13 protein-coding genes are annotated in these 14313 nt (G+C 65.2%); 8 read left to right on the top strand and 5 right to left on the bottom strand.

Annotated features, from left to right (window positions below; all coding sequences use genetic code 11):
• Positions 1–5: 5 nt before the first annotated feature.
• Genes ABZO33_RS22565 through ABZO33_RS22555 form a run of 3 tightly spaced genes read right to left on the bottom strand, consistent with a single transcriptional unit; the run spans position 6 to position 2691 of the window.
• Positions 6–773, bottom strand: coding sequence for a heme ABC transporter ATP-binding protein (locus ABZO33_RS22565; RefSeq protein ID WP_414537842.1), 768 nt, complete (start codon positions 771–773; stop codon positions 6–8).
• Positions 773–1756 carry a FecCD family ABC transporter permease gene (locus ABZO33_RS22560; RefSeq protein ID WP_414537854.1) on the bottom strand — a complete coding sequence of 328 codons (984 nt, stop codon included), beginning with the start codon at positions 1754–1756 and terminating at the stop codon, positions 773–775. Before ABZO33_RS22560 ends, ABZO33_RS22565 begins: the two co-directional genes overlap by 1 nt.
• Before the next feature lie 50 nt (positions 1757–1806).
• On the bottom strand, positions 1807–2691 hold the full coding sequence (locus ABZO33_RS22555; RefSeq protein ID WP_414537841.1) for a heme/hemin ABC transporter substrate-binding protein: 885 nt from the start codon (positions 2689–2691) through the stop codon (positions 1807–1809).
• A 162-nt stretch (positions 2692–2853) separates the two neighbouring features.
• Here ABZO33_RS22555 and ABZO33_RS22550 point away from each other — a divergent pair, with 162 nt between their 5' ends.
• A complete protein-coding gene (locus ABZO33_RS22550; protein WP_414537840.1) occupies positions 2854–3171 on the top strand; it encodes a Rieske (2Fe-2S) protein in 318 nt (105 codons plus the stop codon).
• Here the strand turns inward: ABZO33_RS22550 and sfsA are convergent.
• A complete protein-coding gene (sfsA, locus tag ABZO33_RS22545) occupies positions 3161–3874 on the bottom strand; it encodes a DNA/RNA nuclease SfsA (protein ID WP_414537839.1) in 714 nt (237 codons plus the stop codon). The two genes, ABZO33_RS22550 and sfsA, sit on opposite strands and share 11 nt — an antisense overlap.
• A gap of 3 nt (positions 3875–3877) precedes the next feature.
• Complete coding sequence (locus tag ABZO33_RS22540) at positions 3878–5050, bottom strand: pyridoxal phosphate-dependent aminotransferase (RefSeq protein WP_414537838.1); 1173 nt, start codon at positions 5048–5050, stop codon at positions 3878–3880.
• Positions 5051–5263: 213 nt separating this feature from the next.
• Between ABZO33_RS22540 and dksA the strand changes: the two genes are divergently transcribed.
• From dksA to folK, 7 genes are all read left to right on the top strand, one after another.
• Positions 5264–5710, top strand: coding sequence for an RNA polymerase-binding protein DksA (gene dksA, locus ABZO33_RS22535; RefSeq protein WP_046854085.1), 447 nt, complete (start codon positions 5264–5266; stop codon positions 5708–5710).
• Between the two features lie 99 nt (positions 5711–5809).
• Entirely contained in the window at positions 5810–6697 is an 888-nt protein-coding gene (gene gluQRS, locus ABZO33_RS22530; protein ID WP_414537837.1) for a tRNA glutamyl-Q(34) synthetase GluQRS, read from the top strand.
• A gap of 217 nt (positions 6698–6914) precedes the next feature.
• The gene (locus ABZO33_RS22525; protein WP_003250005.1) at positions 6915–7091 is read left to right on the top strand and encodes a hypothetical protein; all 177 of its coding nucleotides are present in this window, start codon (positions 6915–6917) and stop codon (positions 7089–7091) included.
• Positions 7075–10050 carry a sensor histidine kinase gene (locus ABZO33_RS22520; RefSeq protein ID WP_414537836.1) on the top strand — a complete coding sequence of 992 codons (2976 nt, stop codon included), beginning with the start codon at positions 7075–7077 and terminating at the stop codon, positions 10048–10050. The genes ABZO33_RS22525 and ABZO33_RS22520 overlap by 17 nt, the downstream gene beginning before the upstream one ends.
• A 4-nt stretch (positions 10051–10054) precedes the next feature.
• Entirely contained in the window at positions 10055–11497 is a 1443-nt protein-coding gene (locus tag ABZO33_RS22515; protein WP_414537835.1) for a sigma-54-dependent transcriptional regulator, read from the top strand.
• A gap of 747 nt (positions 11498–12244) precedes the next feature.
• Positions 12245–13639 (top strand): polynucleotide adenylyltransferase PcnB, encoded by a 1395-nt coding sequence (locus ABZO33_RS22510; protein WP_414537834.1) that lies wholly within the window; start codon positions 12245–12247, stop codon positions 13637–13639.
• Positions 13640–13641: 2 nt separating this feature from the next.
• Positions 13642–14121 (top strand): 2-amino-4-hydroxy-6-hydroxymethyldihydropteridine diphosphokinase, encoded by a 480-nt coding sequence (folK, locus tag ABZO33_RS22505; RefSeq protein WP_414537833.1) that lies wholly within the window; start codon positions 13642–13644, stop codon positions 14119–14121.
• Positions 14122–14313: the final 192 nt, after the last annotated feature.

The raw sequence follows: 14313 nt of genomic DNA, 5'->3' as shown, positions 1-14313 counted from the left end.
GGCTCCTAGCGAGTAATGATCAGCGGGTGGCCGCGCTCCGGGTGAGGTTGCACGAGGACGTCGATACCGAACACCGCCTGCAGCGCTGCCGGTGTCAGCACTTGGTGCGGTGTGCCCAATGCATGGCTGCGGCCCTGCTCCAGCAAGAGAATATGGTCACAGTAGCGCGCCGCCAGGTTCAGGTCATGCAGGATCACCAGCACCGACGCGCCCCGGTCGGCGAAACTGCGCACCGCCTGCAGCGTGGTGTGCTGATGCAGCGGGTCCAGCGCAGAAGTGGGCTCATCCAGCAACAGCGTGGTGCCGGGCTCGCCCGGCCACAGCTGGGCCAGCACCCGCGCCAGGTGCACGCGCTGGCGTTCGCCCCCGGACAGCGCCAGGTAGCTGCGCTCGACCAGGTGCTGAGCATCCGCCGCCGCCAGCGCCGCCTCGACGATTTCCCGGTCGCGCTGTCGGCCGCTGGCATGGGGCAGGCGGCCGAGACCGACCACTTCCGCGACACTGAAGGCAAAGCCAAGGCTGGACGCCTGCGGCAACACCGCCAAGCGTTGCGCACGTGCCTGGCCCGACCAGGCGTCCAGCCCGCGCCCATCGAGCTGCACGCGCCCGGCGCTAGGCTCCAATTCGCCACACAGAGCGCCGAGCAGGCTGCTCTTGCCGGCACCATTGGGCCCAAGCACACCCAGAACCTGCCCTGGCCGCAAGGTGAAGTTGATGTCGTGCAGCACCTGGCTGCCACCGCGCTTGAGAGAAAGCCCTTGGACGTCGAGCATCAGCTGCGCACCTTCACCAGCAGGAACAGGAAGAACGGCGCCCCGATAAAGGCGGTGACGATGCCGATCGGCAACTCCGCCGGGGCCAAAGCCAGCCGCGCGATCAGGTCGGCAAACAGCAGCAATGTACCGCCCGCCAGCAGCGAGGCCGGCAGCAGCACCCGATGATCCGGCCCCGCCACCAGCCGTACCAGGTGCGGCACCACCAGGCCGATGAAGCCGATCAATCCGGCGGCGGCAACCGCCGCCCCCACGCCGAGCGCGGTGCAGAACACCAGCTCGCGCTTGAGCTTTTCGACCTCGATGCCCAGGTGCCGGGCCTCCGACTCGCCCAGCAACAATGCGTTTAAAGCCTGCGCCCGGCGCGGCAGCCATAGGGCCACCGCAGCCGCCACCAACAGCAAGGGCCACAGCCGCTCGTAGCTGGCACCGTTGAGGCTGCCCAGGTTCCAGAAGGTCAGGGTGCGCAGTGTGGCGTCGTCGGCCAAGTAAGTGAACAGGCCCACCGCCGAGCCGCCCAGCGCGGTCATGGCGATACCGGCCAGAAGCATGGTCGCTACGTTGGTCTGACCGTCACGCCGCCCCAGGCGATAGACCATCGCCGTCACGCCCAGGCCACCGACGAAGGCACACAACGACAACAGATAAGGCGCGAACCAGTCAGGAATGCCCCCCAGCCAACTGCCGCCGACGATCGCCACCGCCGCACCCAAGGCGGCGCCGCTGGCGACACCCACCAGCCCCGGATCAGCCAGTGGGTTGCGGAACAGACCCTGCATCGCCACGCCGGACAACGCCAGCACCGCGCCGACCGCCAGCCCCAGCAGGGTACGCGGCAGACGGATCTGGCCGAGGATCATCTCGGCCTGTTCCAGGCCCTCGCCACTGACCGGCAACCCGACCAGGCGCAGGCCGGCGCGCAGGGTATCGAACAGCGGCAGGCTCACCGGCCCCAGCGCCAGCGACAACCACACCGCCAGCAGGCACAGCAAGGCCAGGATAATGAACAACGTACGTGGTCGAACCCGCGGCATCATGGATTGAGGCTGGCCTTGGCGGCGGGATAGAAGCTGGCGGCCAGCTCATGCAGGGTGGCCGGCAGGCGCGGGCCGAGGCCGCCGACCAGCAACGTCGGGTCGAGCGACAGCAGGCGTTTGTCGCGCACCGCGCGGGAAGACGCCAGGGCCGGGTTTTCCTTGATCAGTGCCTGCAAGGCCTGTTCGCCACTGAGGGCGCGGTCGGAGAACACCACCACATCCGGGTTCACCGCGGCGAGGGCCTCTACCGAGAAGTTCTTGTAGCCCTGGTGGTCGGCGAGATTGCGCCCTCCCGCCTGCCGCAGCACCCAGTCCCCGGCAGTGCCCTGCCCGGCGATCATCGGCTTGGCACCGGCATGGCCGACCAACAGCAATACACCAGGCGCTTTCTGCCCGGCCTGGGCCTGCTCGACCTGTTTGTGCAACGCCTCCAGTTGCTGGCGGTAATCGGCAGCCAACGCATTGGCCTTGTGCTCGTCGCCAAGCAAGGTACCCAGGTGCTTGAGGTTCTCGTCAACCGCGCCCACTTCGGCCTTGCTGGAGAACAGCTCGACCCGCACTCCGGCCTTGCGGATCTGCGCCAGCACCGGTGGCGGCCCCATTTCCTCGGTGCCCACCAGCACGTCAGGGCGCAGGCTGAGGATGCCTTCGGCCGACAGCTGGCGCTGGTAGCCGATGCTGGGCAGCGCCTTGAGCGACTCGGGGTGCTGGCTGGTGGTGTCGACGCCAACCAGGCGCTGCTCACCGCCCAGCGCGCTGATCCACTCGCTCAAGGCGCCACCGGCGCTCACCCAGCGCTGTGGCAGCTCGGCGGCCATGGTGTGGGTAGACAGGGCAAGACCGGCGCACAGGGCAATCAAGGCAGCGGGACGGCGCATCATCGGATTCCTTTGCAGAGGGCGGGCAGCACACCTTGTGGCGGGCGGCGCAAGTGCGCACCATAGACAGCCTGGCGCGGCGAATGCGGGCAATTTGATAATTATTCGCATTGAAGCGTCAAGCCATCCCTTTGTCACACGGCTTAACCGGAAGACTCCGCTGCGATGCATTTTCTCTGTACTTCCACCGACCTGGCCGAAGGCCACAGCCGCGCCTTCAGCGTAGCCGGCGTGGCGCTGTTCGGCGTGCGCCGCCAGGGCCAGGTCCACCTCTACCGCAACCGCTGCCCGCACCGGGGTATCCCGCTGAACTGGGCGGCGGACAGCTTTCTCGACGACAGCGCAAGCTTGATCCAGTGCGCCCATCACGGGGCCCAGTTCCTGATAGAAAGCGGCGAATGCATTACTGGCCCCTGCGCAGGCGAATGGCTGGAGGCCCTGGACTGCCGGGAAGACAGCCAGGGCATCTGGCTTACGGATTGAGCAGTACCGGCAGCGGACGGTCGATGACCAGTTGCTGGGCATCCAGGCGCGTGCCGTAGGCCAGCACTTCGACCCCCTGAGCCACCGCTGCCCGTAGTGCCTCGGCGTAGGCGGCATCGATTTCCTCGGCTGGCCGCACGGCTTCGATACCCGTGAGGTTCACGCAATACAACTGCACCGCACGGATGCCCTGACGTGCCAGGCCGGCCAGCTCGCGCAGGTGCTTGGCGCCACGCTGGGTAACGGCGTCAGGGAAGGCCGCCACCGGGGTATCGGGGTAACCGAGGGTCACGCTCTTGACCTCGACGTAGGCCTTGTCGCCATTGGCGAACTCCAGGTAGAAGTCGATACGGCTACGTTCCTCGCCATACGCCACTTCGCGCTTGAGCGTGGTGAACCCGGCCAGTTCGCTGATCACCCCGGCCCGCAGCGCTTCCTCCACCACCGCATTGGCGCGCCCGGTGTTGACGCAGGCCAGCCGCCCCTGGGGCGTTTCGCTGATCTCCCAGGTGCCGGGCAGCTTGCGCTTGGGGTCGTTGGAGCGGCTGAACCACACCTGCCCGCCCTCGCGCATGCAGTTGAGCATGGAGCCGGTGTTGGGGCAGTGAATGGTCAGCTGCTCGCCAGTGGCCAGCTCGATGTCGGCCAGGAAGCGTTTATAACGGCGCAGCAGGCGCGCCTGTTCCAGTTGCGGAAACAGCATCGGTCAGCCCTGCCAGCTTTTCAGGCCACGGGCGATGCGCTGTACCGCCTCTTCCAGGCGCGGCAGGCTCTGGGTATAGGCAAAACGCACATGGTGGCCGGCCTGGTGCCGGCCGAAGTCCAGCCCCGGGGTGAATGCCAGGTGCTCGGTTTCGAGGAAGTGCCGGCAGAACGCGAAGGCATCGCCGCCGAACGCGCTGATATCGGCGTACAGATAGAAGGCGCCTTGCGGCTCCACGGCGATGCCGAAGCCCAACTCACGCAATGCCGGCAACAGGTAGTCGCGGCGGCGGGCGAACTCGGCGCGGCGCTCCTCGAGGATGGCCAGGGTTTGCGGCTCGAAGCAGGCCAGCGCGGCATGCTGGGCCATGCTCGGGGCGCTGATGTAGAGGTTCTGCGCGAGCTTTTCCAGATCCGCCACCGCCGACGGCGGCGCCACCAGCCAGCCCAGGCGCCAGCCGGTCATGCCGAAATATTTGGAAAAACTGTTCAGGACGAATGCCTCATCATCCACTTCCAGCACGCTCGGCGCATCCATGCCGTAGGTGAGGCCGTGGTAGATCTCGTCCACCACCAGATGCCCGTGGCGCTCGCGGGTGGCCTTGGAAAGGCTGGCCAGCTCGTCGCGGTCGAGCACCGTGCCGGTCGGGTTGGCCGGCGACGCCACCAGGGCACCGACCGTATCCTTGTCCCAGTGACGCTCGACCAGATCGGCGGTCAGCTGGTAATTGACCTCCGGCCCCACCGGCACCAGCTGCGCGCCACCTTCGACCAGGCGCAGGAAGTGGCGGTTGCACGGGTAGCCCGGGTCGGCCAGCAGCCAGTGCTTGCCTGGGTCGACCAGCAGGCTGCTGGCCAGCAGCAGCGCGCCGGAGCCGCCCGGGGTGATGAGCACGCGCTCCGGGTCGAGGTCCACACCGTAGCGCTGGCCATAGAACCCGGCGATTGCCTCACGCAGTTGCGGCAAGCCACGGGCTGCGGTGTAACGGGTGTGACCATCGGCCAATGCCCGCTGGCCCGCGGCGACGATCGGCGCCGCGGTGGTGAAGTCCGGCTCGCCGATCTCGAGGTGGATCACGTCGTGGCCCGCAGCCTGCAGCTCGTTGGCACGGGCCAGCAGGGCCATCACGTGGAAGGGTTCGATGGCGCGACTGCGCGCACTGTGTGGCTGAGCCATGGGCCTTCTCTCAATTAGGTCTAAACTGGTGATTCTACCTGTGCACCGCAGCGAACGTGCCGCCCGCCCTGCTGTCAATAGCAGGCATAGGGCGGGGTAGCGCACCCCGGATCTATCTGGTAAGTTCGGCGGCTCGCAGTCGCAGGGCCGGCGGGTGCCGGCGATGGAAGCAAGCCTGCGCATTGGATCAGATGAGTGAGAGGCGGTCTATTCATGTCCACCGTAGAAAAGCAAAAAACCAGTCAGTCCATGTACGGTGTAGAGCCCTATAAAGAAACCAAGGGCGAGGAGTACATGGGGGAGCCCATGCGCAAGCACTTCACCAAGCTTCTGGGAGCGTGGAAGCTTGAGTTGATGACGAGCGTGGACCAGACCGTGACGCACATGAAGGACGAGGCAGCCAACTTCCCAGACCCGGCTGACCGTGCCAGCCAGGAAGAAGAGTTCGCCCTGGAACTGCGCAACCGTGATCGCGAGCGCAAGCTGATCAAAAAGATCGACAAGACCCTGCAGAAGATTCAGGACGAAGAGTACGGCTGGTGCGACTCCTGTGGCATCGAGATCGGCCTGCGCCGCCTCGAAGCCCGCCCGACCGCCGACCTGTGCTTCGACTGCAAGGAAATCGCCGAGAAGAAGGAAAAGACTGTCGGTAAAGGCTGATTCCAGAACCTCGCAGACGGGGCGTACTGGTTGTAGCGGCGGGCTTGCCCGCTCCTGCAATCGGTACGCCCCGTCTTCATTTATATAGCTGTGCAAACCATGAACGACTCCCGCTACATCGGCCGCTTCGCCCCCACCCCCAGCGGCTTCCTGCATTTCGGCTCACTGGTGGCCGCCCTCGCCTCCTGGCTCGACGCCCGCGCAGTCGATGGCCGCTGGTTGCTGCGCATGGAAGACACCGACCCGCCCCGGGAAATGCCCGGGGCACGCGATGCGATCCTGCAGACCCTGGAGCGCTACGGCCTGGAGTGGGACGGCGAAGTGGTGTTCCAGAGCCAGCGCCACGAGGCCTACGCCGCTGTTGTCGACCGCTTGTTCAGCATGGGCCTGGCCTATGCCTGCACCTGCTCGCGCAAGCAACTGGAGGGGTACGACGGTATCTACCCAGGCTTTTGCCGTAACGCCGGGCATCCCCGGCAAGGCGCGGCCATTCGCCTGCGCGTGCCGGAACTGATCTACCGCTTCACGGATCGCGTCCAGGGTACGTTCGAACAGCACATGGGGCGCGAGGTGGGCGATTTCGTCATCCAGCGCCGCGACGGGCTCTATGCCTACCAGCTGGCAGTGGTGCTGGACGATGCGTGGCAGGGCGTCACCGATATCGTGCGCGGCGCCGACCTGCTGGACAACACCCCGCGCCAGCTGTACCTGCAGGAGTTGCTGGGCTTCTCGCAGCCGCGTTACCTGCACATCCCATTGATCGTGCAGCCCGACGGGCACAAGCTGGGCAAGTCGTATCGCTCGCCGCCACTTGAGGCGGACCAGGCCACGCCCTTGCTGCTGCGAGCATTGCGGGCATTGGGGCAGCAGACTGATCCGGCACTGGCGGGGGCCAGCCCGGCCGAGGTGCTGGCGGTGGCGCGCCAGCAGTGGCGGCCGGAGCACATTGCGCCGCAGATGACGGTGCCCGAGGCTGATTTGCGCTGAGGCAGTAGCGGCCCTATCGCGGGGCCAGCCCGCTCCCACGCAATCCACTTCGTGGGAGCGGGCTTGCCCCGCGATAGGGCCAGAACAAGCAAAACCAGGCTCAAAAGCCCAACAAATTCAAACCCTTGGCTAACAGCCCCGATTCCCGCTAGCATCGCCCCAGCCATTTGCGCCAATAATAAGTCCAAACCGCAGCGCCCAACCCTTCGAGGCCAGCATGTACATCTATCGTTTGGTCCTGCTTCTGGTGGTGGGGATCTACCTGTTCTCCCCCGCCATCATGGACTGGTGGATCGAGCCGACCGGTGCCTGGTACCGCCCCTACCTGCTCTGGCTGATCCTCATCGTCGTCACCTTCATCCTGCAGAGCCAACGAGATGCCGATGAGCTTTAGCCTGACCCAGATGATCCTGATCAGCGCCGCCTACCTGCTGGTGCTGTTCGGCGTGGCCTGGATCAGCGAGCGCGGGCTGATCCCGCGGGCGATCATTCGCCACCCCCTGACCTACACCTTGTCGCTGGGCGTCTACGCCAGTGCCTGGGCCTTCTATGGCTCGGTCGGCCTGGCCTATCAATATGGCTACGGCTTCCTTGCCTGTTACCTGGGGGTGTCCGGGGCTTTCCTGCTGGCGCCGGTGCTGCTCTACCCGATCCTCAAGATCACCCGCACCTACCAGCTGTCATCACTGGCCGACCTGCTGGCGTTTCGCTTTCGCAGCACCTGGGCCGGCGCGCTGACCACCATCTTCATGCTGATCGGCGTGCTGCCCCTGCTGGCCCTGCAGATCCAGGCGGTGGCCGACTCGATCAGCATCCTCACCGGCGAGCCGGTCAAGGCACGGGTGGCATTCGCCTTCTGCGTGCTGATCATCCTGTTCACCATCTTCTTCGGCTCACGCCATATCGCCACCCGCGAAAAGCACGAAGGCCTGGTGTTCGCCATCGCCTTCGAATCGGTGATCAAGCTGTTGGCGCTGGGCGGTATCGGCCTTTATGCGCTGTACGGCGTGTTCGGTGGCCCGCATGGGCTGGAAGTCTGGCTGCTGCAGAACCAGACCGCCCTCGCCGCCTTGCACACCCCGCTACAGGAAGGGCCGTGGCGCACCCTGCTGCTGGTGTTCTTCGCCTCGGCGATCGTCATGCCGCACATGTACCACATGGCCTTTACCGAGAACCTCAGCCCGCGCTCGCTGGTCAGTGCCAGCTGGGGCCTGCCGTTGTTCCTGCTGCTGATGAGCCTGGCCGTGCCGCTGGTGCTGTGGGCTGGCCTGCGCCTGGGCGCCAGCACCAACCCCGAGTACTTCACCCTGGGCCTGGGCATCGCCGCCAACAACGAAGCGCTGGCGCTGCTGGCCTATGTCGGTGGGTTGTCGGCCGCCAGCGGGCTGATCATCGTCACCACCCTGGCGCTGTCGGGCATGGCCTTGAACCACCTGGTACTGCCGCTGTACCAGCCACCGGCCGAAGGCAATATCTACCGCTGGCTGAAGTGGACCCGTCGGGCGCTGATCGTCGCCATCATCACCGCCGGCTTCGTCTTCTACCTCACCCAGAACAACCACCAGAGCCTGGCCAACCTCGGCATCGTCGCCTTCGTCGCGACCTTGCAGTTCCTGCCAGGGGTGCTCTCGGTGCTGTACTGGCCGACCGCCAACCGCCGCGGCTTCATCGCCGGGCTGCTGGCCGGCATGCTGGTGTGGATGGTGACCATGCTGCTGCCGCTGCTGGGCAACCTGCAGGGCTTCTACATCCCGTTGCTGGACATGATCTACGTGCTGGACGACACCAGCTGGCACATGGCGGCGATCGCTTCGCTTGCGGCCAACGTCCTGCTGTTCACCCTGATCTCGCTGTTCACCAACGCCAGCAGCGAAGAGGTCAGCGCCGCCGAGGCCTGTGCGGTGGACAACGTGCGTCGCCCGCAACGCCGCGAACTGCACGCCGCCTCGCCCCAGGAGTTCGCCACACAGTTGGCCAAGCCGCTGGGCGCCAAGGCTGCGCAAAAAGAGGTGGAGCAGGCCCTGCGCGACCTCTACCTGCCGTTCGACGAACGCCGCCCCTATGCCCTGCGGCGCCTGCGCGACCGCATCGAGGCCAACCTGTCCGGCCTGATGGGGCCAAGCGTGGCGCAGGACATGGTCGAGACCTTCCTGCCGTACAAGTCCGGCAACGAGAACTACGTTACCGAGGACATCCACTTCATCGAGAGCCGCCTCGAAGACTATCACTCGCGCCTGACCGGCCTTGCCGCCGAGCTCGACGCCCTGCGCCGCTATCACCGCCAGACCCTGCAGGAACTGCCCATGGGCGTGTGCTCGCTGGCCAAGGACCAGGAGATCCTGATGTGGAACAAGGCGATGGAGGAGCTCACCGGCATCGCCGCCAAGCATGTGGTCGGCTCGCGCCTGGTGACCATCGCCGAACCCTGGCGCGGCCTGCTGCAAGGCTTCATCAACGTGCCCGACGAACACCTGCACAAGCAGCGCCTGGTTCTCGATGGCCAGCCGCGCTGGCTGAATCTGCACAAGGCAGCCATCGACGAGCCGCTGGCCCCGGGCAACAGCGGCCTGGTGCTGCTGGTCGAGGACCTCACCGAAACCCAGGCGCTGGAAGACAAGCTGGTGCACTCCGAGCGTCTGGCCAGCATCGGCCGTCTTGCCGCGGGCGTGGCCCACGAGATCGGCAACCCGATCACCGGCATCGCTTGCCTTGCGCAGAACCTGCGCGAGGAGCGCGAGGGCGACGGCGAGATCATCGAGCTGTCCAGCCAGATCCTCGAGCAGACCAAGCGCGTGTCGCGCATCGTCCAGTCGCTGATGAGTTTCGCCCACGCCGGCGGCAGCCAGCAGAACAGCGAAGAGCCGGTGTGCCTGGCCGAGGTGGCGCAGGATGCCATTGGTCTGCTGGCGTTGAACCGGCGCAATTTCGAAGTACAGTTCTTCAACCTCTGCGACCCGCAACACTGGGTCGAGGGCGACCCGCAACGCCTGGCCCAGGTGCTGATCAACCTGCTCTCCAACGCCCGCGACGCCTCACCGCCCGGCAGCGCCGTGCGCGTGCGCAGTGAAATCAACGAGCACACCGTCGACCTGGTGGTCGAGGACGAAGGCAGCGGTATCCCGAAAAGCATCATGGACCGCCTGTTCGAACCCTTCTTCACCACCAAGGACCCGGGCGAAGGAACCGGACTGGGGCTCGCTCTGGTCTATTCCATCGTGGAAGAGCATTATGGGCAAATCACCATCGACAGCCCGGCCGACATCGAGCGCCAACGTGGTACCCGGATCCGCGTGACCCTGCCCCGGCATGTCGTAGCGACGTCCCCTGAAATTCGAGACCGTCGAGAGAATTGAATCAATGCCGCACATTCTGATCGTCGAAGACGAAACCATCATCCGCTCGGCCCTGCGTCGCCTGCTCGAGCGGAACCAGTACCAGGTCAGCGAAGCCGGCTCGGTGCAGGAAGCCCAGGAACGCTTCAGCATTGCCACCTTCGACCTGATCGTCAGCGACCTGCGCCTGCCGGGTGCCCCGGGTACCGAGCTGATCAAGCTCGGCCAGGGCACGCCGGTACTGATCATGACCAGCTACGCCAGCCTGCGCTCGGCGGTGGACTCGATGAAAATGGGCGCGGTGGACTACATCGCCAAGCCCTTCGACCACGACGAGATGCTTCAGGCCGTGGCGCGTATCCTGCGCGACCGGGTGAACGCCCCGGCCTCGGCGCCGGCCGGCGAGCCACGGGCTGCCAATGGCAAGGCCAGCACGGACAAGGCCAGCCCCGCCGCCGCCAACGGCGAGATCGGCATCATTGGCTCCTGCCCGCCGATGCAGGACATGTTCGTGAAGATTCGCAAGGTCGCGCCAACCGACTCCAATGTGCTGATCCAGGGTGAATCCGGCACCGGTAAGGAGCTGGTCGCCCGCGCCCTGCACAACCTCTCGCGCCGGGCCAAGGCACCGATGATCTCGGTGAACTGCGCGGCGATCCCGGAAACCCTCATCGAATCGGAACTGTTCGGCCACGAGAAGGGCGCCTTCACCGGCGCCAGCGCGGGCCGGGCGGGGCTGGTCGAAGCCGCCGATGGTGGCACCCTGTTCCTCGACGAGATCGGCGAGCTTCCACTGGAAGCCCAGGCGCGCCTGCTGCGGGTGCTGCAGGAAGGCGAGATCCGCCGGGTGGGTTCGGTGCAATCGCAGAAGGTCGACGTGCGCCTGATCGCGGCCACCCACCGCGACCTGAAGAACCTGGCCAAGGCCGGGCAATTCCGTGAAGACCTTTACTACCGGCTGCATGTGATCGCCCTGAAATTGCCGGCCCTGCGCGAGCGCGGCAGCGACGTCAACGAGATCGCCAATGCCTTCCTTGCCCGCCAGAGCGCACGGATCGGCCGCGACGACCTGCATTTCTCCCACGATGCCGAACAAGCCATCCGCCACTACAGCTGGCCAGGTAACGTGCGCGAGCTGGAAAACGCAGTGGAGCGCGCAGTGATTCTCAGCGAAAGCGCAGAAATTTCCGCCGAGCTGCTGGGCATCGACATCGAGCTGAGCGACCTGGAAGACGACGACATGCTGGACAACCTGCCGGCGCTGGCCAGCAGCAACAGCGCCAGCCATGAGCCGACCGAGGACCTGTCGCTGGAGGATTACTTCCAGCACTTCGTACTCGAGCACCAGGACCACATGACCGAGACCGAGCTGGCCCGCAAGCTGGGCGTCAGCCGCAAATGCCTGTGGGAGCGTCGTCAGCGCCTGGGCATCCCGCGGCGCAAGAGCAACGCCACCAGCGACAACTGATCCAGCCTGGATGCATCGCGGGGCAAGCCCGCTTCCACAACGCGTGGGGGCGGGCTTGCCCCGCAGTCGTTTGGGCGGTAACACATCAGTTCCCGCAAAAATCTGTTACCCACCCTGTCAGCCGTAACATCCCCCGAGGCGTAAGGTAACGAAATTTCTACATTTGCCCCGCGGCAAAAGCTGTCTGAAACGCTGAAACCCCCGATTTCATTGGGTTTTCAAAAGTTGGCACGGCACCTGCTATATGTCTGGTACAAGAACAATAACAAGCACTGCAACTCAGAATAAGAACAAGACGAAACGGCTCACGCACAATAAAAACAAGACGGCGGAGGCGCAGCTAACTGATTCTTTTGGAGAGGCGTTGTGTTTGGGGCTTGCCCCACGATCAGGCAGAGAACAACAAAAACTGCACTTAAAAGCAGCACCTGAACTGATTGGATCGACAGATCAGCATCAACTCGGCGACCAAAGCAATCCGTTTGCTCTTCACCCCCGGTTTGGGGGTCGTCCACAAGCTTCGAGATTTGTGGACAGGGCATTCAACAAAAACAAGAAGCCCGGCAGAAGAACAATAAGAGCACGCAACGACTTGATGGGGAGCTTCGGCTCCCCATGTCGTTTCTCCCTTCTGCATCACGCTTGGCACACCGCCTACACCATTCCCCCAGTAAATGCTAGAATCCCCGCCCATCATGCGGCCATTCTCCTATCCTTGGCCGATCATTCCTTCAAACAGTGCATCCCATGCTGAAGAAGCTGTTCCAGTCGTTCCGCCCGCCCGTTCGTGGCCAGCACCACAGGCGCACCACGCCTGAAGTGATCAACAAGAGCCAGCACTCGCTGCAGCGCAGCCAGTTCAGCCGCCATGCCGTGGGCATTGTCGAGCGCCTGCAGGCGGCCGGCTACCAGGCCTACCTGGTCGGTGGCTGTGTGCGCGACCTGCTGCTGGGCATCACGCCCAAGGACTTCGACGTGGCCACCAGCGCCACCCCCGAGCAGATCCGCGCGGAGTTCCGCAACGCCCGTATCATCGGCCGGCGCTTCAAGCTGGTCCACGTGCATTTCGGCCGTGACATCATCGAGGTCGCCACCTTCCGTGCGCCCCACTCCGATGACGACCAGTCCGATAGCCACCGTTCGTCGCACAATGCCAGCGGTCGCATCCTGCGCGACAACGTGTACGGCACTTTGGAAGAAGACGCGCAACGCCGCGACTTCACCATCAACGCCCTGTACTACGACCCGGTCAGCGAGCGCATCCTCGATTACGCCAACGGTGTCCACGACATCCGTAACCGGCTGCTGCGCCTGATCGGTGATCCGACCCACCGTTACCAAGAAGATCCGGTACGCATGCTGCGCGCCGTGCGCTTCGCCGCCAAGCTGGACTTCGGCATCGAGAAGCACACCGTGCAGCCGATCCGCGAGCTGGCGCCGATGCTGCGCGACATCCCGCCGGCGCGCCTGTTCGAGGAAAGCCTCAAGCTGTTCCTCAACGGCCAGGGGGCGATCACCTTCGAGATGCTGGTCGACCTGCAACTGTTCGAGCCGTTGTTCCCAGCCAGCAGTCATGCCCTGGAAGAACGCCCGAGCTACACCCACACATTGATCAGCCAGGCATTGGCCAACACCGACCTGCGCGTCAAGCAGGGCAAGCCGGTGACGCCGGCCTTCCTGTTCGCCGCGCTGCTCTGGCCAGCCCTGCCAAGCCGCGTACTGTACCTGCAGAGCCAGGGCGTGCCGCCGATTCCGGCCATGAACGGCGCGGCCCACGACCTGATCGCCGAACAGTGCGCACGCATCGCCATCCCCAAGCGCTTCACCCTGCCGATCCGCGAGATCTGGGACATGCAGGAGCGCTTGCCACGGCGCAGCGGCAAGCGCGCCGACATGCTGCTGGACAACCCGCGTTTCCGTGCCGGCTACGACTTCCTGCTGCTGCGTGAAAGCGCCGGCGAGGAAACCGATGGGCTGGGCCAATGGTGGACCGACTACCAGGACGCCAACGACAGCCAGCGCCGCGACATGATCCGCGAGCTGGGCAACCGTGACGACGCCGCTGGCGCCGGTGCCGGCCCACGCAAGCGCAAGCGCAGTGGCGGCAAGCGCAAGCGTGACGACGAGCAGGCCTGGGACTGAGCATGACCACCCGTGCGTACATCGGCCTGGGCAGCAACCTGGACGAGCCCGCCGAGCAGCTGCGCAGCGCCCTGCAGGCGCTTGACCTGATCGCCGAGACCCGCCTGGCGGCGGCCTCTGCGCTCTACACCAGCGATTCGCTGCTGCCGGGCCAGCCACGCTACACCAACGCCGTGGCGGCCATCGACACGGCACTGGCACCGCTGGACCTGCTGGACGCCCTGCAGGCCATCGAGAACGATCAGGGCCGTGTACGCCAGGAACGCTGGGGCCCACGCACCCTCGACCTGGACATGCTGCTGTTCGGCGACCAGGTTATCGACGTGCCACGCCTGAAAGTGCCGCATTACCATATGCAGGCCCGTCCCTTCGTGCTCTACCCGCTCGCCGAGCTGGTTCCCGAAAGCTTCCGCCTTGCCGACGGCCGCCCCCTCGCGCAACTGCTCGAGGGCTGCCCGTTCGTCGGCCTGGAACGCCTGTAAATCAGGCGTTTCAGACGGCGGTAACGCCAGTAACACCCACGTCGTAACAATGCGGTAACACGGCTGGTTGACTTCCCCCACCTCGCTCACGACTATAGGCGTCCCGCGGCGCCACTATGCCGCAATCACCCATTTAGGCCCGGACGGACCTGTGCCCGAACATCACAGACGATGATGTGCCGCTCCGGAAGA

Source organism: Pseudomonas sp. CAM1A (genome assembly GCF_047501685.1).
Lineage (GTDB): Bacteria > Pseudomonadota > Gammaproteobacteria > Pseudomonadales > Pseudomonadaceae > Aquipseudomonas.
The sequence above is the reverse complement of the archived record's forward strand: the minus strand, read 5'-3'. Positions and strand labels throughout refer to the sequence as shown.

Excerpts from the sequence above, each read along its gene's own strand:
- ABZO33_RS22565 (WP_414537842.1), bottom strand. The coding sequence starts at position 773 with ATGCTCGACGTCCAAGGGCTTTCTCTCAAGCGCGGTGGCAGCCAGGTG.
- ABZO33_RS22555 (WP_414537841.1), bottom strand. The coding sequence starts at position 2,691 with ATGATGCGCCGTCCCGCTGCCTTGATTGCCCTGTGCGCCGGTCTTGCC.
- ABZO33_RS22550 (WP_414537840.1), top strand. The coding sequence starts at position 2,854 with ATGCATTTTCTCTGTACTTCCACCGACCTGGCCGAAGGCCACAGCCGC.
- sfsA (WP_414537839.1), bottom strand. The coding sequence starts at position 3,874 with ATGCTGTTTCCGCAACTGGAACAGGCGCGCCTGCTGCGCCGTTATAAA.
- ABZO33_RS22540 (WP_414537838.1), bottom strand. The coding sequence starts at position 5,050 with ATGGCTCAGCCACACAGTGCGCGCAGTCGCGCCATCGAACCCTTCCAC.
- dksA (WP_046854085.1), top strand. The coding sequence starts at position 5,264 with ATGTCCACCGTAGAAAAGCAAAAAACCAGTCAGTCCATGTACGGTGTA.
- gluQRS (WP_414537837.1), top strand. The coding sequence starts at position 5,810 with ATGAACGACTCCCGCTACATCGGCCGCTTCGCCCCCACCCCCAGCGGC.
- ABZO33_RS22525 (WP_003250005.1), top strand. The coding sequence starts at position 6,915 with ATGTACATCTATCGTTTGGTCCTGCTTCTGGTGGTGGGGATCTACCTG.
- ABZO33_RS22520 (WP_414537836.1), top strand. The coding sequence starts at position 7,075 with ATGCCGATGAGCTTTAGCCTGACCCAGATGATCCTGATCAGCGCCGCC.
- ABZO33_RS22515 (WP_414537835.1), top strand. The coding sequence starts at position 10,055 with ATGCCGCACATTCTGATCGTCGAAGACGAAACCATCATCCGCTCGGCC.
- ABZO33_RS22510 (WP_414537834.1), top strand. The coding sequence starts at position 12,245 with ATGCTGAAGAAGCTGTTCCAGTCGTTCCGCCCGCCCGTTCGTGGCCAG.
- folK (WP_414537833.1), top strand. The coding sequence starts at position 13,642 with ATGACCACCCGTGCGTACATCGGCCTGGGCAGCAACCTGGACGAGCCC.